At 64.9% G+C, this 16,340-nt stretch carries 15 protein-coding genes and 2 pseudogenes; 10 read left to right on the top strand and 7 right to left on the bottom strand.

What is annotated here, in order from left to right:
* Positions 1-11: 11 nt before the first annotated feature.
* Entirely contained in the window at positions 12-1,172 is a 1,161-nt protein-coding gene (lldD, locus tag XCSCFBP4642_RS0101620) for an FMN-dependent L-lactate dehydrogenase LldD (protein ID WP_029218247.1), read from the top strand.
* Positions 1,173-1,473: 301 nt separating this feature from the next.
* Here lldD and ligD read toward each other — a convergent pair whose 3' ends face one another.
* The 3 genes from ligD to XCSCFBP4642_RS0101605 all read right to left on the bottom strand — a co-directional run bounded on the left by ligD (position 1,474) and on the right by XCSCFBP4642_RS0101605 (position 5,014).
* The gene (ligD, locus tag XCSCFBP4642_RS23775) at positions 1,474-3,411 is read right to left on the bottom strand and encodes a DNA ligase D (RefSeq protein WP_228325739.1); all 1,938 of its coding nucleotides are present in this window, start codon (positions 3,409-3,411) and stop codon (positions 1,474-1,476) included.
* A gap of 254 nt (positions 3,412-3,665) precedes the next feature.
* Positions 3,666-4,616, bottom strand: coding sequence for a non-homologous end joining protein Ku (gene ku / locus XCSCFBP4642_RS0101610; protein WP_029218246.1), 951 nt, complete (start codon positions 4,614-4,616; stop codon positions 3,666-3,668).
* Positions 4,616-5,014: a hypothetical protein gene (locus tag XCSCFBP4642_RS0101605; RefSeq protein WP_029218245.1), complete on the bottom strand. Its 399-nt coding sequence runs from the start codon at positions 5,012-5,014 to the stop codon at positions 4,616-4,618. The genes ku and XCSCFBP4642_RS0101605 overlap by 1 nt, the downstream gene beginning before the upstream one ends.
* A gap of 150 nt (positions 5,015-5,164) precedes the next feature.
* Here XCSCFBP4642_RS0101605 and XCSCFBP4642_RS29335 point away from each other — a divergent pair, with 150 nt between their 5' ends.
* Complete coding sequence (locus XCSCFBP4642_RS29335) at positions 5,165-5,326, top strand: hypothetical protein (RefSeq protein ID WP_167331377.1); 162 nt, start codon at positions 5,165-5,167, stop codon at positions 5,324-5,326.
* Positions 5,327-5,376: 50 nt separating this feature from the next.
* On the opposite strand, the gene XCSCFBP4642_RS0101595 is transcribed toward XCSCFBP4642_RS29335, so the two are convergent.
* Positions 5,377-5,772 carry a DUF779 domain-containing protein gene (locus XCSCFBP4642_RS0101595; protein ID WP_029218244.1) on the bottom strand — a complete coding sequence of 132 codons (396 nt, stop codon included), beginning with the start codon at positions 5,770-5,772 and terminating at the stop codon, positions 5,377-5,379.
* Positions 5,773-6,307: 535 nt separating this feature from the next.
* Between XCSCFBP4642_RS0101595 and XCSCFBP4642_RS29810 the strand changes: the two genes are divergently transcribed.
* The 3 genes from XCSCFBP4642_RS29810 to XCSCFBP4642_RS30655 are packed head-to-tail and all read left to right on the top strand — an operon-like array spanning position 6,308 to position 7,252.
* Complete coding sequence (locus tag XCSCFBP4642_RS29810) at positions 6,308-6,583, top strand: hypothetical protein (protein ID WP_029218243.1); 276 nt, start codon at positions 6,308-6,310, stop codon at positions 6,581-6,583.
* Positions 6,580-7,074 (top strand): peptidoglycan-binding domain-containing protein, encoded by a 495-nt coding sequence (locus tag XCSCFBP4642_RS23770; protein WP_053329511.1) that lies wholly within the window; start codon positions 6,580-6,582, stop codon positions 7,072-7,074. Before XCSCFBP4642_RS29810 ends, XCSCFBP4642_RS23770 begins: the two co-directional genes overlap by 4 nt.
* Entirely contained in the window at positions 7,010-7,252 is a 243-nt protein-coding gene (locus XCSCFBP4642_RS30655) for an XVIPCD domain-containing protein (protein ID WP_152527195.1), read from the top strand. The genes XCSCFBP4642_RS23770 and XCSCFBP4642_RS30655 overlap by 65 nt, the downstream gene beginning before the upstream one ends.
* A gap of 152 nt (positions 7,253-7,404) precedes the next feature.
* Here XCSCFBP4642_RS30655 and adh read toward each other — a convergent pair whose 3' ends face one another.
* Complete coding sequence (gene adh, locus XCSCFBP4642_RS0101575) at positions 7,405-8,934, bottom strand: aldehyde dehydrogenase (RefSeq protein ID WP_029218241.1); 1,530 nt, start codon at positions 8,932-8,934, stop codon at positions 7,405-7,407.
* A 515-nt stretch (positions 8,935-9,449) separates the two neighbouring features.
* A complete protein-coding gene (locus XCSCFBP4642_RS0101570) occupies positions 9,450-11,576 on the bottom strand; it encodes a TonB-dependent receptor family protein (protein WP_029218240.1) in 2,127 nt (708 codons plus the stop codon).
* 157 nt (positions 11,577-11,733) lie between these two features.
* Here XCSCFBP4642_RS0101570 and XCSCFBP4642_RS0101565 point away from each other — a divergent pair, with 157 nt between their 5' ends.
* The 3 genes and pseudogenes from XCSCFBP4642_RS0101565 to XCSCFBP4642_RS23765 all read left to right on the top strand — a co-directional run.
* Positions 11,734-12,936 carry an amino acid aminotransferase gene (locus tag XCSCFBP4642_RS0101565; protein WP_029218239.1) on the top strand — a complete coding sequence of 401 codons (1,203 nt, stop codon included), beginning with the start codon at positions 11,734-11,736 and terminating at the stop codon, positions 12,934-12,936.
* Positions 12,937-13,204: 268 nt separating this feature from the next.
* The gene (locus tag XCSCFBP4642_RS0101560; protein ID WP_029218238.1) at positions 13,205-14,224 is read left to right on the top strand and encodes a class 1 fructose-bisphosphatase; all 1,020 of its coding nucleotides are present in this window, start codon (positions 13,205-13,207) and stop codon (positions 14,222-14,224) included.
* A pseudogene (locus tag XCSCFBP4642_RS23765) lies at positions 14,199-14,585 on the top strand (DDE-type integrase/transposase/recombinase); the annotation flags it as partial. The gene XCSCFBP4642_RS0101560 and the pseudogene XCSCFBP4642_RS23765, both read left to right, overlap by 26 nt.
* On the opposite strand, the pseudogene XCSCFBP4642_RS29330 reads toward XCSCFBP4642_RS23765, so the two are convergent.
* Positions 14,529-14,788: pseudogene (locus tag XCSCFBP4642_RS29330) on the bottom strand (transposase); the annotation flags it as partial. The pseudogenes XCSCFBP4642_RS23765 and XCSCFBP4642_RS29330 overlap by 57 nt on opposite strands.
* Before the next feature lie 280 nt (positions 14,789-15,068).
* Between XCSCFBP4642_RS29330 and XCSCFBP4642_RS28035 the strand changes: the two are divergent.
* Positions 15,069-15,710 carry a phospholipase D-like domain-containing protein gene (locus XCSCFBP4642_RS28035; protein WP_152527194.1) on the top strand — a complete coding sequence of 214 codons (642 nt, stop codon included), beginning with the start codon at positions 15,069-15,071 and terminating at the stop codon, positions 15,708-15,710.
* A 233-nt stretch (positions 15,711-15,943) separates the two neighbouring features.
* The gene (locus XCSCFBP4642_RS28030) at positions 15,944-16,270 is read left to right on the top strand and encodes a phosphatidylserine/phosphatidylglycerophosphate/cardiolipin synthase family protein (RefSeq protein ID WP_152527193.1); all 327 of its coding nucleotides are present in this window, start codon (positions 15,944-15,946) and stop codon (positions 16,268-16,270) included.
* Positions 16,271-16,340 lie beyond the last annotated feature (70 nt).

Genomic DNA, 16,340 nt, shown 5'->3' with positions numbered 1-16,340 from the left:
CCTCGCCTTCGATGATCATTTCCGCCACCTCCGACTACCGTGCTGCTGCCCAGGCGCGCCTGCCGCCGTTCCTGTTCCACTACATCGATGGCGGTGCGTATGCCGAGCACACCTTGCGGCGCAATGTGTCCGACCTGGCCGATATCGCGCTGCGCCAGCGGGTGCTGCGCAACATGTCCGACCTGAGCCTGAGCACCGAGCTGTTCGGCGAGACGCTGGCGATGCCGCTGGCCCTGGCACCGGTGGGGCTGACCGGCATGTACGCGCGGCGCGGCGAAGTGCAGGCCGCCCGCGCGGCGGCTGCGCGCGGCATTCCGTTTACCTTGTCCACGGTGTCGGTCTGCCCGATCGAGGAAGTGGCGCCGGCGATCGAACGGCCGATGTGGTTCCAGCTCTACGTGCTCAAGGACCGTGGCTTCATGCGCAACGCGCTGGAGCGCGCCAAGGCGGCCGGCGTCACCACGCTGGTGTTCACCGTGGACATGCCGACGCCGGGCGCGCGCTACCGCGATGCGCATTCGGGCATGAGCGGGCCCAATGCGTCGCTGCGGCGCATGCTGCAGGCGGTGACGCACCCGCGCTGGGCCTGGGACGTGGGCCTGCTCGGCAAGCCGCACGACCTGGGCAACATCTCTGCCTACCGCGGCAGCCCCACCGGCCTGCAGGACTACATCGGTTGGCTGGCGGCCAACTTCGATCCATCCATCTCGTGGAAGGACCTGGAATGGATCCGCGAACTCTGGACCGGGCCGATGGTGATCAAGGGCATCCTGGACCCGGACGATGCGCGCGATGCGGTGCGCTTGGGCGCCGATGGCATCGTGGTGTCCAACCATGGCGGGCGCCAGCTCGACGGTGTGCTGTCCAGTGCGCGTGCATTGCCGGCCATTGCCGATGCGGTGAAAGGCGAGCTGAAGATCCTGGCCGACTCGGGCATCCGTAGCGGGCTGGATGTGGTGCGCATGCTCGCGCTCGGTGCCGATGCGGTGTTGCTGGGCCGCGCCTTCGTTTATGCGCTGGCCGCAGGCGGCCAGGCCGGTGTGGAAAACCTGCTGACGCTGATCGAAAAGGAAATGCGCGTGGCAATGACGCTGACCGGCACGCAGTCCATTGCCGAGATCAGCGCCGATGCGTTGAGCCGGGTGACGCGCGAGGCGGTGGTGTCGCCTTGATGCCGGGAATCGGGAATCGGGAATCGGGAATCGGGAATCGTCACAGCATCGCGCGTTACGTGTTTCGATTCTTGAGGTTCGCCGACGCGGGAACCTTATCGACATCCCCAAGGGCGGCGCACCGACCGGTATCGCTGGCTGCGTAGGAGCGCGCCCGAGCGCGACAGGCCGTCACCGAGGAAGCAGTCGCGCGCAGGCACGTTCCCCTGACAAAGCGGCCGTGACCCGCTGCAATCGCACGCGGTGCATTGCCCGCCTGCATCACATCCTGTTTCACCACGGTGCGCTCTGCGCCTGGCCTCTAGCCGGGGAGAGACTGACTGAGCGCCAGCACGCTGGCCCAGGGGTCGCTGCGTTGACGCCTGGCACGCTGCACGGCCTTGTCCAACGGAAATGCATCCGGGCCGCTGAGCTTGCCCAGCTCCTCCCAGCGCAGCGGTACCGCCACGGTGGCAGTGGCGCGTGCACGCAGCGACCACGAGCACACACTGGTATTGCCACGCCCGTTGCGCAGCCAGTCGATAAAGATCACGCCTTCGCGCTTGGCCTTGCTCATGGTCGCCACGTAGCGCGCAGGCGCCTGCGTGGCCAGCGCCTGCGCGAACGCTTCGCAGAAGTCGCGTGCCTGCTCCCAGCTCGCCTCCGGCACGATCGGCACCACGACGTGCAGGCCCTTGCCACCGGATAAGCGCACCGCGCTTTCCAAGCCCGCCGCCCGCAGCTTGGTGCGGATGTCGCGTGCTGCCGCCACCACCTCGCTCCAGGCAACACCTTCGCCCGGGTCCAGGTCGAAGACCAGGCGGTCCGGGTGTTCCGGATCGTCGATGCCTGCGCCCCAGGGATGCAGCTCCAGGGTGTTCATCTGCACCAGTTCGAGCAAGCCCGCCGCATCGTCGATGTAGAGATGGTCCTCGGTGCCGCGTTTCTGCTTGAGCGCGACCGTCCTGATATGGGCGCCCAGCTGACGGGCCTGGTGCTTCTGGAAGAAGCAATCGCCGCCCACGCCATCGGGACAACGCAGCAACGACAGCGGCCTGCGTGCAACTTCGGCCAGCACCAGCGGCGCCACTGCGCGATAGTAGGCGGCCACCTCGCCCTTGCTGACTCCCAGCGCAGGAAACACCACACGTTCGGGATGGGTCACTGTCACGCTGTCTTCGGATGCGCCAGTCGCCGCACCGGACGTGACTGATCGTGCAGCGGACGTGGCGACTGTCGCTGAGGTGCTGCTGCGCCTGGAGCGCAGATGGGTCAGGCGTTCCTGCGCAGGCCGGTCGGCTGCACTGCGTGAGGCCCTGGACGTGGTCACCTGGCTGCTCGTGGCGTTGCGCGCGACAACGCGCTGCTTGCGTGTGGTGGTAGTGCGTGTTGCAGTGGCGGGGCTGCCTCGGTCGCCACCCAGGTCGCTCACCGGCTTGTCTGGTCGTAGCCGCTTGAATGCAGCCTGCCGCAGCAAGCCCTGCCGCGCCCAGCCGCGGAAGGCGATCTCGGCGATCACCTCCGGCCGTACCCAATGCACATCGCGTGGGCGACCAGGCAATGTCAGCGTGGCGGTGTGGCTCTGCAGCGCGCGTAGCTGCGCGGTGATCTCGCCACGCAACACGGCATCGAAGCCGGTGCCCACACGCCCCACATAACGCAGCGCCTTGCCCTCGGGTTGCGCCAGCAGCAGCGCACCGAACCCGCTGCGCGCGCCCTTCGGGTCGGTATATCCCACCACCACGAACGCGTCGCTGTCTTCGTGCTTGGTCTTGACCCAGTCGGCACTGCGGCCGCCGTGATAGACGGCCTCCGCACGCTTGCTGACAATGCCTTCCCAGCCCTTGTCGGCACTGGCGGCGAAGACGTCGGGGCCACGCCCGATCACGTGGTCGCTATAGGCAAGCATGCCGGGCGTGTCGCCAAGCAGCGCGCGCAGCAGCTGTTTACGCTGCACCAGCGGCGTGTTGCGCAGGTCCACTCCGGCCACGCCAAGCAGGTCGAATACCAGGTAGCGCAAGGGTTGCCGCGCGGTGCCGTCGAGCGCCTGCTGCAAGGCGGTAAAATCGCTGCGCCCCTGCGCATCCAGCACCACCAGCTCGCCGTCCAGCCGCGCATCGCGGACCGGCAGTGGCTGGATGGCGCGGGCAAGCTCCGGAAAGTTGGCTGTCCAGGCCTGGTCGTTGCGCGAGCGCAGCTGTGCGCTACCGTCGACCAGATCGGCCAGCAAGCGGTAGCCGTCCCACTTGATTTCATGCAACCAGCATCGCCGTCCGGTGCCTGCGCGCGCAGCAAGGTCAGCTGCGCGCGCAGGCCGGTGGGACAGGGGGTGTCGCGCACACCCTCCAGTGCAAGTGCGCGGGTGCGCCACTGGCTGTCGTTCGCCTTGCGTCGGGTGCTCCGTCCCTTGCTGGCTTGCGAGGCCGCTGTGGCGCGTTTGTCCGGACTGCCGGGGTCCTGCGCCGGGCCTGGGTCGGTGCGAACCTTGGTCCTGCGGTTGCGCGTGGCCATTGGCTAGCCGGCCTTGCGGCGCAGTGCGGCCTTTGCGATCTTCTTGGTCGCCTTGCTGGCGGTCTTCTTGGTCGCCTTCTTCGCGGCTTTCCTGGCGGCTGTCTTCCTTGCCGGCGCCGAGGTGACGGCAGCGCTGGTTTTCTTCGCTGGCGTACGTGTGTTGGCCTGCAGGCTCTTCTGCAGCAGCGACATGAAATCCACCACGTTGGTGGTGGCGTCTTCGTGCGGCGGCGGCTCGGCCTCCACCTTGGTGGTGCCGCCCTTCGCCTGGATGCGCTTGCGCAGGATCTTTTCCAGCTTGCCGCGGAATTCGTCGTGGTAATCCTCCGGCCGCCAGGTGCCGGACATCGACTCGATCAATTGCCTGGCCATCTGCTGCTCCTTGGCGGTGATGCGGTAGTCGCCCACCGCGCCGGCCGGCAGCTTGTAGTCCTGCGGGTCCACCACTTCCTGCTGGTACCGCAGCAGCAGCAGGATCAACGCATCGCCCTGCGGCATCACCGCGGCCAGGTATTCACGGGTGCGGATCACCACCTTGGCGATGCCCACCTTGCCGGTATCGCGCAGGGTTTCGCGCAGCAGCACATAGCCTTTCTCGGCCTTCTTGCCGGGTACCAGGATGTAGGGCTTCTCGAAATAGCGCGGGTCGATGTCGGCCGCGTTGACGAAGGTCTCCACTTCCACGGTCTCGTGGCTCTCCGGCGCGGCGGAACGGATGTCCTGTTCCTCGACGATGACATAGCTGCCCTTGTCGTACTCGAATGCCTTGACGATCTCCTTCCACGGCACCTCATCGCCGGTGTCGGCGTTGACACGTTCGAACCGGATCGGCTTCTTGTCGCGCGAATCCAGCATGCGAAAGTGCAGATCCACCTTGCGCTCACCGGACATCAACGACACCGGCACATTGAGCAAGCCGAAGGACAGCGTGCCGGTCCAGATCGGTCGTGCCATCAGTGCGCTACTCCGTGTACGGCGGCGTCGGGAATGTGGTCCAGCGCCAGCCAGGCATCCTCGACGATGTCGCGTGCATGCAGCCAATCCAGTCGCGAACCGCCACGCATGCTTTCCCATTGCGCCGCCAGCGCCTGTTCGCACTGTGCATCGGCACCGCGCGGCCAGTCGGCCGCATGCGTGACGCGCGCGAACGCGTAGATCGGTGACAGATCGCGCCAGGTCGGCCCGCCGCGGCGACGGCGGCGCTGATAATCGGCCAGACTGTAGTAATGGAAGTCCTGGGCCACACCCACCGGATCGGCAACAAGCACCTTGTGGTGCGCGCACTTGGGCGATGCGGGGTCAAGGTGGGCCCTGAACAGGCGACGATCGGGACGGCGGTCCAGGGGGCGCATGGGTCTGCTCCACGGTGCGGCATGGGCCGTCATCAGTACCGCCGCTGCCGTGATCCAGACGTGAGAAATGCGCATACATTTTGCGATTTGCGCGGCCTTCACCGAGCGCGCGGTGAACTCGGGCATCCATCGAAGTGCAGGAGACAAGCCATGACCCGCGACCCCCTACGCGAACAACCCGCCCAACCGGGCGAGCAGCGCGGCAAACGCGACGCCGAACACTACGAAGACCGGGGGGCGGGCGACGCGCCAGATACCCTGGTTCCCGCCGATGACGACGCCCCGGCCAAGAAGCCAGGCAGCGTGCCGTGATCGCTGTCGTGCTCGCTTGATCCCTCGGCAAGGCCCGTTCACTCAACGCATCACACCCGCCCGGCCGCCGATAGCTGCGCCATCTCCTCGTCGTTGAACAGGCGCGAGCGCACCAGGAATCGCACGCCCTCGCCGTTTTCCAGCGAAAACATCCCGCCGCGCCCGGGCACCACATCGATGATCAGCTGGGTGTGCTTCCAGTACGCAAATTGTGATGGGCTGATGTAGAACGGCACACCGGCGATCTCGCCCAGCAGCACATCGCGGTCGCCCACGATGAAATCGCCCACCGCAAAGCACATCGGCGAAGAGCCATCGCAGCAACCGCCGGATTGATGGAACAGCAGATCGCCATGCCGCGCACGCAGCGTGTCGATCAGCTGCAGTGCCGCCAGCGTGGCCGTAACCTGCGCTGGTAAGTCGACATGCGTGTCGCTGTCTTGCATCAGCCCACTCCCGCAGCCAGATCCGGGCCGCCATGCCGAGCACGATACGCCTGCCGCGCGTACCGGCGTGCATGCACATACCGCAGCACAGTGCTCATGCTGATGTAGTGCAGACACGCAAAACGGCTCGGCGGTGTAAAAATTGCCCTTGCGGTTCATTTCTATACTGCGCGTCAGGGCGCGCGGGACAGGAGCATCTGGTGCCGGCGCGTGGCCCACGCCGGTTCACCATGTGCCTTAAAAGTCCTAGGGAAGGAACGCCACCATGACTCAACGTTTGCTTACTGCCGCCCTGCTGGCCTTGCCGCTGCAGGGCTGCCAGGCATCGGAATCCACGACTGCGGCAACCAAGATGCCTGTCCCGGCGGCCACGCCTGCTGTAGACGCGCCAGAACCGACAGCACGCCCAGCCACGGCTGCCAATCGTCCCGAATTGTCACCGGGAGCCTGCAAAAAGACCGACGATGGATTCACCACGTTTCTAGAGGCGATCATTGCCGATCCAGCGGTGCGCGCTGCCTGCAGCTGGAGACAGATGACAGGTGACAGGATCGAATACGGGCAGTCGGTCGGCATCCAGGGCGGCTTCAACAAAGGGGATCCCAAAGCCTTCGGCAAGCACGTGCATGTAGACATCAACGCCAGCTATCTGCCGCAGGCCGACCGCTATATCCGCGACATGGACAGTGGCGCAATCACCACCGACCAGCGTCCGCAGCATGCACAGCCCGATCGCACCGGCCCGGCTCGGGTATCCGACATTTCCGGGATGGCCGGACGGTTGCCGCTCCGGTTGGCGCCACGGCCGTGAGCGCCGCAGCCATGGCCGATGGTGTTCTGCGCAAGGACGAACACGGCGCGGAAGTGAAAGCGCTGCAGGAGCGACTCAATGCGCTTGGCTACACCGACGCCAATGGCCAGGCATTAGGTACCGACGGCAAGTTCGGTGACCGCACCCATCAGGCCGTGCAGGCGTTCCAGCGCGATCATCAGCTGAGCGACGACGGCATCGCCGGCCACGACACCAGCAAGGTGCTGGCCACGGCGCAACCACGGCAGCCTGATCGCGCAACCACCACGCCGCACCAGCGCAATGAGACATCACGCCCGCTGCTGCTGTCGGACCAGGGGCACCCGCAGTACGCGATGTACCAGCAAGCGGTGGGCGCGCTGGAAAAGCTCGGTCCCCGATGGTTTCACGGACCACAAGGAGCTGGAGCAGACCGCCGGCACGCTTGTGCAGGACGCCAGCCTCAGCGGGCTGACCCGCATCGACCACGTCACTCCCAACAAGGCCGGTGATGGATTGTTCATAGTGGAAGGCCGGCGGGATGACCCGGCACATCGCCGCGCCTATGTTGATCGCGATCAGGCAGCCCAGCAGACCCTGGAACAATCCACGCAAAGACTGCAACAGGATCTGGCCATCGGTGTCGACCAGGCGCCTGCACGCGAAACCAACCGTGCCATGGCGATGTAGCCGTCCAGTCCTGACCTTGCACTATCCCCGAAGCGGCCATTGGTACTGCGCCGAAGATCGACCTTGCAGGCATCGGTGCCGGCACTCTCATCCGCAAGCTATCGGCAACGGTGTGCAGCCTCACCCTTCTGGTGGGCTGCACACCCTATCGCTCAGAAGAACCCCAGCGCCTTCGGCGAATAACTCACCAGCAGGTTCTTGGTCTGCTGGTAGTGGTCGAGCATCATCTTGTGGTTTTCGCGCCCGATGCCCGACTGCTTGTAGCCACCGAATGCGGCATGCGCCGGATAGGCGTGATAGCAGTTGGTCCACACGCGGCCGGCCTGGATCGCTCGGCCCATGCGGTACAGCCGCGACGCGTCGCGGCTCCAGACGCCGGCGCCCAGGCCATACAAGGTGTCGTTGGCAATCGCCAGCGCCTCGGCCTCGTCCTTGAACGTGGTCACCGACACCACCGGGCCGAAGATCTCTTCCTGGAACACGCGCATCTTGTTGTGGCCCTTGAATACCGTGGGCTTGACATAAAAGCCCTCGGCCAACTCGCCATCGAGCATGTTGCGTTCGCCGCCGATCAACACGTCGGCACCTTCCTGCTTGCCGATGTCGATATAGGAGAGAATCTTTTCCAGCTGCTCGCTCGATGCCTGCGCACCGATCATGGTGTTGGGATCGAGCGGGTTGCCCTGCTTGATCGCCGCCACGCGCTTGAGCGCCTTTTCCATGAACCTGTCGTAGATCGATTCCTGGATCAGCGCGCGCGACGGGCAGGTGCACACTTCGCCCTGGTTGAAGGCGAACAGCACGAAGCCTTCCACCGCCTTGTCGAGAAACTCGTCGTCTTCGGCCATGACGTCGGCAAAGAAGATGTTCGGCGATTTACCACCCAGCTCCAGCGTGACCGGAATCAGGTTCTGGCTGGCGTATTGCATGATCAGCCGGCCGGTGGTGGTTTCGCCGGTGAAGGCGATCTTGGCGATGCGCGGATTGCTGGCCAGCGGCTTGCCGGCTTCCAGGCCGAAGCCATTGACCACGTTGAGCACGCCGGGCGGCAGCAGATCACCGATCACCTCCATCAATATCAGGATCGACGCCGGCGTCTGCTCGGCTGGCTTCATCACCACGCAGTTGCCGGCCGCCAGGGCCGGCGCCAGCTTCCAGCACGCCATCAGCAAGGGGAAATTCCACGGAATAATCTGCCCCACCACGCCAAGCGGCTCGTGGAAATGGTAAGCAATGGTGTCGCTGTCGATCTCGGAGATGCCGCCTTCCTGCGCGCGGATGGCACCGGCGAAATACCGGAAGTGGTCCACGCACAGTGGCACGTCGGCGTTGAGCGTTTCGCGCACCGGCTTGCCGTTATCCCAGGTCTCGGCGTAGGCGAGCAGTTCAAGGTTCTGCTCGATGCGGTCGGCGATCTTGAGCAATACGTTGGAACGCTCGGTGGTGCAGGTCTTGCCCCAGGCATCCTTGGCCGCATGCGCGGCATCCAGTGCGGCTTCGATGTCCTGTGCGTTGGAGCGGGCAATCGAAGTGAACACCTTGCCGCTGATCGGCGTGGTGTTATCGAAGTACTGGCCACTGGCCGGCGCCACCCACCTGCCACCGATGAAGTTATCGTAACGCGGCTTGAAGATTGATCGCGGGTCGGTGTTGAGCGGCTTGGTGGAAGGTTGCGCGTTCATCAAGGTCTCCGGCTGAGTGACGACCCAACGTGTATACCCGCCGCAGTGCTAGCGCAATGTCGGCACCACTCCTGTTGCGCCGCGTCATCATTCAACCGCGATGCGTACTGCATGCGACCTGGAATTCGGTTGCGTTGCATCATCGCCGGTAACGCACAGATGAGGATGCACGACCGCAGGAACGCTTAGTGCCCGATGCGTCCGGGAAACGGCGACGCACCTGCACCGATGTGCAGGGTCGAGACCGTCGACAGCGGCGGCCCAGCCAACATGCGGCCGCCAGCAGACCCGCAGCGCGTAGGGGGGAGTCACCGTTGACCACTTGTGGCAAGCGACTTACATGGATCTGCGCGCACGCGCGTGATCAACGGCGCTTCAGCGCGCCCGCAAGCGCGTCTACGGTGTACCCGAATCAGCGATCCGGTTGACCCACCTAGCGCGCTTGCCTGATAAGCGATGGAACAGACCCGGTGAAGCGACATGCGCGTTGCAGAACGAGCGCCGGCGGCACAGGCTCAGCCACCAAAATCCCACTGCAGCCCCACCGTATAGGTGCGGTCCGGGCCGGGTTCGTACGAGCGTCCGTTGCCATCGTTGACGATCACCGAGCCCACGTACTGGCGGTCCAGCGCGTTGTCGATGCGCGCAAACGTGCGTAGCGCCCCGTGCGCGGTGGTCCAGCGGCGCGAGGCTTCCAGGTTGACCAATGCATAGCCGGGCGCACGCTCGGTGGCCAGGTCGTTGACCACGGTGGCATCGGAGGCCACCGCTTCGGCGGCGACCTGCCACTGCATCGGCTGCCACTGCCAGCGCGCGAACAGCTGCTGACGCGGCACGCCGGGCAGGCGCGACCCGCTGGCCACCGGCGCGGTGGGCACCGCGCAGCCGCTGCTGGCACAGGTGAGGTAGCCATCGCGCACGGTGGCGTCGACAAAGGTATAGGCCAGCTGCAGCTGCTGGGTGGCGCCCAGCGGTTGCTGCCAGCTGAGTTCTGCGCCCTGGCGGCGGGTGGCGCCGATGTTGCGGAAGGTGCTGCGGCCGTTGGTGTTGCTGGCCACGGCCAGTTCGTTGTCGGTGTCGGCGCGGAACAGCGCTACCTGCAGCGCCGCGCCGCTTTGCGCGCGCCACTTGCTGCCGATCTCGTAGTTGCGGCTGGTGGCCGCGCCCAGGTCCAGCGCCAGACCGGCCGCGCCATCGTTGCGATAGCCCAGCTCGTTGAAGGTGGGCGTCTCGAAGCCGCGGCCGGCCGAGGCGTAAAGGCGCAGATCGTCGGTGGCGCGGAACACGATACCGGCCACCGGCGTGGTGGCCGAATACTCGCGCCGGCCACTGTCGTCGGGATTGCCGCCCACGATGTAGTGGTCGTCCGACGCGAAGCGCACTTCGCTATGGCGCACACCCAGCAGGGCCGACCAGCGCGCGCTCCACTGCCACCACGCTTGCGCGAATTGGTCCACGTTTTCGACCCGGTCACGCTGATTGCGGCGTAACGCGCCCTGCACGCCCAGCGTATCGCCGACGAAGTTCTCGTAGCCGGTGCGATGCTGCCGCTGGCGATCGACGTTGGCACCCACGGTGAGCTGCAGCGGCCGGCCCAGCGCCTGCCCCTGCCAGGCCCAGCGCGCGTCGGCACCGTCGTAATTGCTGTCCAGATCGATCACCCCGCCGGCATGCAGCGGGTTGCGCTGCACCGCCACCGGAATCGCCAGGAACTGCTCCACACTGCGTTGGCCGCCATAGGCCATCACGCGCAGTGTCCGGTTGTCGAATTGCTGGGTGAAGATGGCCCCGGCCTGGCTCTGGCGCACCGACTTGCGGGTGTTGAACTGGGTCGCCACTGCCGTGGCCTGGCGCGGATCGGCAGTGAACTGGTCGCGGCTCAGGCCCAGCGGGTCCTGCGCATCGGGCGCGTCGAGGGCGTTCAGGACCAGATCCAGCCGGCTGCCGGGCGCCAGGTCGAAACCCAGCTTGGTGTTGACCGAATCGCGCCTGGCGCGGCTATGGTCGCGGAAGCCGTCGGTCTCGAAATGGTTGGCGGCCAGGTTGTAGTGCACCGCGCCCTGCTGGCCGAGCAGCTGCGCGCCCACATTGACGGTGGCAGTGCTGCCATAGGTGGCACGCAGCCGCCAGGGATCGTTTGGGGCGCCATCGGCGCTCCACAGCTGCAGCACCCCGCCGGAGGAATTGCCGTACAGCGCCGAAAACGGCCCGCGCAGCACGTCCACCCGCGCCGCGCCCAATATGTTGAAGTGCGCCAGCTGGCCCTGGCCATCGGGCATGCTGGCCGGGATGCCGTCCACCAGCAGCCGCACGCCGCGCACGCCGAAGGTGGAGCGCGCGCCAAAGCCGCGGATCGACAACTGGGTGTCCTGCGCGTAGTTCTGGCGGTCGCGCGCCACCAGCCCGGGGATGCCGTCCAGCAACTCGGACACCTGCGCGCCGCGGCGGTTGTCGTCGTCGGCCGCCACCACGGTGAACGAGGCCGGCAGGTCGAAGTCGTCCACCCCGTGCACCCGGGCGGCATCCACCTGCACGGCCGGCAGCGTCTGGGGCGCGGGTGCCGGCTCGGCGGCCAGGGCGGGCGCCACGGTGCTCGCGACGAACAGGCCGCACGCGGCGGCCAACAGGGTGAGTCTGGGCATGGGCATAGTGTCCCTCATCCGTACGATGGCCGCATCGTTGCGTACGGAACGAAGCATGCTACGCCCGCCATGGGCTGCTACGATGAAGTGGTTTGGCCCTGCAGCGGCCAACCACCCGGAAGTACCCCCACTCTTTCGTCCTTCAGCGAGTCATGCCGTGTCCTTCTTTGCAAACGTGGAACAGGTTCCAGGCGACCCCATCCTGGGCCTGACCGAGGCCTACACCGCCGATAGCCGCCCCAACAAGGTCAATCTTGGCGTGGGCATTTATTACGACGAAAACGGGCGCATCCCGCTGTTGCGCGCCGTGCACAAGATCGAGCAGCAGCTGGCGCAGGAGGCCAACCCGCGCGGCTACCTGCCCATCGACGGCCTGGCTGCCTACGACAAGGCCACCCAGGAGCTGTTGTTCGGTGCCGAATCGGCGCTGGTGGCCGCGGGGCGCGTGGCGACCTCGCAGACCGTCGGCGGCAGCGGTGCGCTGCGCGTGGGCGCGGACCTGCTCAAGAAGCTGCTGCCCACCGCCACCATCGCCATCAGCAACCCCAGCTGGGAAAACCATCGCGCGGTGTTCGGCGCGGCCGGCTTCGAGGTGGTGGACTACACCTATTTCGATGCGGCGACCCACGGCCTGAACTTCGACGGCATGCTGGCCGACCTGGCCAGGCTCGAACCGGGCACCGTGGTGCTGTTGCACGCCTGCTGCCACAACCCCACCGGCGCGGACCTGACCCGCGAGCAGTGGACGCAGGTCGCCGGGCTGCTGAAGGAGCGCAACCTGTTCCCGTTCGTCGACATCGCCTACCAGGGCTTCGACAGGGGCATCGAGGCAGACGCCTACGCAGTGCGTCTGCTGGCCGCCGAAGGCATCGACAGCTACGTGGTCGCCAGCTCGTATTCCAAGTCGTTCTCGCTGTATGGCGAGCGCGTGGGCGCGCTGTCGGTGGTCTCGGCCACTGCCGCCGAAGCCAAGGCGGTGCAGTCGCAGGTCAAGCGCATCATCCGCACCATCTATTCCAGCCCGTCCACGCACGGCGCCGCACTGGTGGCCGGCGTGCTGACCAGCCCGGAACTGCGCGATGTGTGGGAGCAGGAACTGACCGAGATGCGCGAGCGCATCCACGCCCTGCGCGCCGGCCTGGTCGAAAAGCTGGCCACCCTCGGCGCCCCGCAGTTCGCCTTCATCCAGCGCCAGGCCGGCATGTTCTCCTACTCGGGCCTGACCAGGACCCAGGTGGACCGCCTGCGCGACGAGTTCGCCATCTATGCGGTGGGCACCGGTCGCATCTGCGTGGCCGCACTGAGCCAGCGCAACCTGGACTACGTGGCCCAGGCCGTGGCGACCGTCAGCCGGATGTAAGCGCCCACCGCTGCACGCAGCTGCAGGGAGGGACTGCAAACCGGAAGCGCGCACGCCTCCCGGTTTCTTTTTGCCCGCCGACGCCGCTTCCTTCCCCCGTCTACGGGGGAAGGTGCCCGAAGGGCGGATGGGGGCAAGCATCGCCATCACCGGCCCCCATTCGCGCATAGTCGATCATCCACGCGGCCAAACGCGCAGCAAGTGATCGAAATCTAACGGCGCAATGGCGACAATGGTGGCCCACTTCCTACACAGGCTGCCCGTTCCCATGTCGCGTCCCTCGCTGACCCGCTTCCTGATCGAAGAGCAACACGCCGGCCGTATCGATGCGGAATTGCGCCAGCTGATCACCATCGTCTCGCGCGCCTGCAAGCGCATTTCCATCGCCGTGAGCAAGGGCGCCCTGGGCGGCGTGCTTGGCGATGCCGGCACCGGCAACGTGCAGGGCGAAGCGCAAAAGAAGCTCGACGTGCTGAGCAACGACATCCTGCTCGAAGCCAACGCCTGGGGCGGCCACCTGGCTGCGTGCGCGTCGGAAGAAATGGATCACAGCCAGCCAGTGCCCGACCAATACCCCAGCGGCGATTTCCTGCTGCTGTTCGATCCGCTGGACGGCAGCTCCAACATCGACGTCAACGTCTCGGTGGGTACCATCTTCTCGGTGCTGCGCGCGCCCAAGGGCACCGAGAAGCCCGGCGACGAGCACTTTTTGCAGCCGGGTACCCAGCAGGTCGCCGCCGGCTACTGCATCTACGGCCCCAGCACGATGCTGGTGCTCACCCTCGGCCACGGTACCCACGCCTTCACCCTGGAGCGCGAGGAAGGCAGCTTCCTGCTGACCCAGGCCAACATGCGCGTGCCCGAAGACACCGCCGAATACGCCATCAACATGTCCAACCAGCGTCATTGGGAACCGGCCATGCAGTCCTATGTCAGCGACCTGCTGGCCGGCAAGGACGGCACCCGCGGCAAGGACTTCAACATGCGCTGGATCGCCAGCATGGTCGCCGACGTGCACCGCATCCTCACCCGCGGCGGCATCTTCATCTACCCCTGGGACAAGAAGGACGCGTCCAAGCCGGGCAAGCTGCGCCTGATGTACGAAGCCAACCCGATGAGCATGCTGGTGGAACAGGCAGGCGGCGCGGCCACCACCGGGCGCGAGCGCATCCTTGACCTCCAGCCGACGCAGCTGCATCAGCGCGTGCCGGTGTTCTTGGGTTCGAAGAACGAAGTGGCCGAAGCAACGCGGTACCACCTGCAAGCGTGTGGAGCGGCTGTACCGTGAGCAGCAGCTGCAGGTCCGGCGTCGCAAGCGCAACAAGGTGCCGATCGAGGAGCGTCAGCCGCTGCTGCGGCCATCGCAGGCCCATCACGTTTGGTCGATGGACTTCGTATCTGATCGCACCGCCGAAGGTCGGGTGATCAAGTGCCTGGTGATCGTGGACGACGCGATACACGAAGCAGTCGCCATCGACGTGGAACGGGCGATCTCGGGCCACGGCGTGAGGCGGGTGCTGGACCGACTGACGCATAGTCGCGGTTTGCCCAAGGATGGCCCACGCGCGTCTTGCGCTGCGTGGGCCTCAGAACTTTTTTGCCAGCACGTCCCGCAACATGACCTTGTCCAGGTTCGGATAGGCCACCCACTGCTTGAGCTTGCGGTTCTCTTCCTCAAGCTGGCGTAGCCGGCGCACTTCGGCAATGCCGAGCCCACCGAACTTCTTGCGCCACGCGGAGACCTCGCTTGGCTGATGCCCATCTTGCGGCAAATCTCCTCGACCGCGGTGTCGGTCTCGACCTGCTTCAGGGCGAACGCGTTGCGCTCTTCAGTGAACTTTGCCTTCTTCATGGCAACGGCCCTCCTTGCCCCTGCGTGTCGCCGATTTTCTAAGTTCTAGATGTTCCAATTACCGGCATGAATTCACCATCTACACCGACATTGCGGATCATCACTCAGAAGTAGGGTGCCGCTCCGAGAAGCGATCAGACCATACCGCCTCGGAGCGTCCGCAGTCGTCCTCGCTCTTCGACTGCCTGAAGCCGCTACGGCCCAAGAAATCAGAGACAAGTTCACGTGCTGTGAAGTCCGCGCATCAGGCAAGCGTTGCAAGCACGGGCTCGATATCTGCTTGCCGGGCATATCGGCGGCGCAGCAACTTGAAACCGCCGTCATCAAGGCTTCGCTCGCTCACGCAGCAGCCGGGACGGTGCGGCCAGAGCGCATTGTTTCCGAAGGAAACATCCTGGAAAGCGTCGACATCGGCGGGGACACCGTCTTCGCCAAGCAAGCCCAGCTCGTAAGAACGGCAAAGAAAGAGGTGATCATTCAAACCTTCGCTTGGGATCCTGGATCTCCGGGAGCCGAAATGATTCTTGACGCGCTATTGGAAGCATTGCACTCATCGCAACAACAAGCAAGCTCATCCGATGCCTCACATGAGCGACTCCGTGTTCGTCTCCTCATCAATGAAGGAACGGGTTTTGCACAAAACTTCATGCGTTTGACGTCGGCAAACAAGAACCGCAGCGGACCTAAGCGCTGGCCGTCTCATCCAGAAGCACTAGTTGGAAATTTTAAAAAAAGCAGTGGACACAAGTATGCGCCGCTGACGAGAGATCTCGACTTTCAGGTCAGGGTCCATCAACATTCTTCTTCCAACTCTATCCACGCAAAGAGCGTCATTGTCGATGGCGCCAGGGCGGCGGTGACAGGCGCCAATGTTCAGTCACGCAACCATGGTGAAAATCCAGCTTATGGGCACCTCGAATAACCATGCCGGAGCCGATGTAGCGCGTGCATGGAGGTGACGATGCTTTCGAAACATCAGCACTCTGACATGGTTGGCCAAGCTCTCAGCNATCACGTTCTTCACCGGCGAACAAACTGATCATCTGTAGCACCCTCCGCTAGCATCGCATTACGTCAATGATGACAGGATACTGGGGTTTTTAGAGGTTCCCTTATGACTTCGGCATCACCGTGTCCGGGCCTTCTGCCTTGGGGATGCGTGACAATTTCATAGTGGCCTGGAACGGGGCAGTTAATCCAGATCAAGAAACCACGCCATTGCCCGAAGATTTGGATTTCACACCAGAGACTGCGGCGACTTCCTCTACCAACGGCTTAAAGATGGCCGTCCTTACACGACGTCCGGACTGGAATCTTCTTAATACCAATAACGACAATCCTCAAAACAGAGCTTTTCTGGCTGCGGTGAGCGCAGCACAGCACAACATTCAGATAATGACGCCGAATTTTAATTCATCGGCATTGGTTCAGGCGCTGGCAAACGCCGCTAACCGGGGAGTTAGGGCAACGCTGATCAAGTAGTCGCAACGGCCAGCGAACTGGCCGATCCGGCTCATGACGCACTTGGATCTACGATCAGCCGTCCTTCCAT

The organism is Xanthomonas cassavae CFBP 4642 (genome assembly GCF_000454545.1).
GTDB lineage: Bacteria > Pseudomonadota > Gammaproteobacteria > Xanthomonadales > Xanthomonadaceae > Xanthomonas > Xanthomonas cassavae.
The sequence above is the reverse complement of the archived record's forward strand: the minus strand, read 5'-3'. Positions and strand labels throughout refer to the sequence as shown.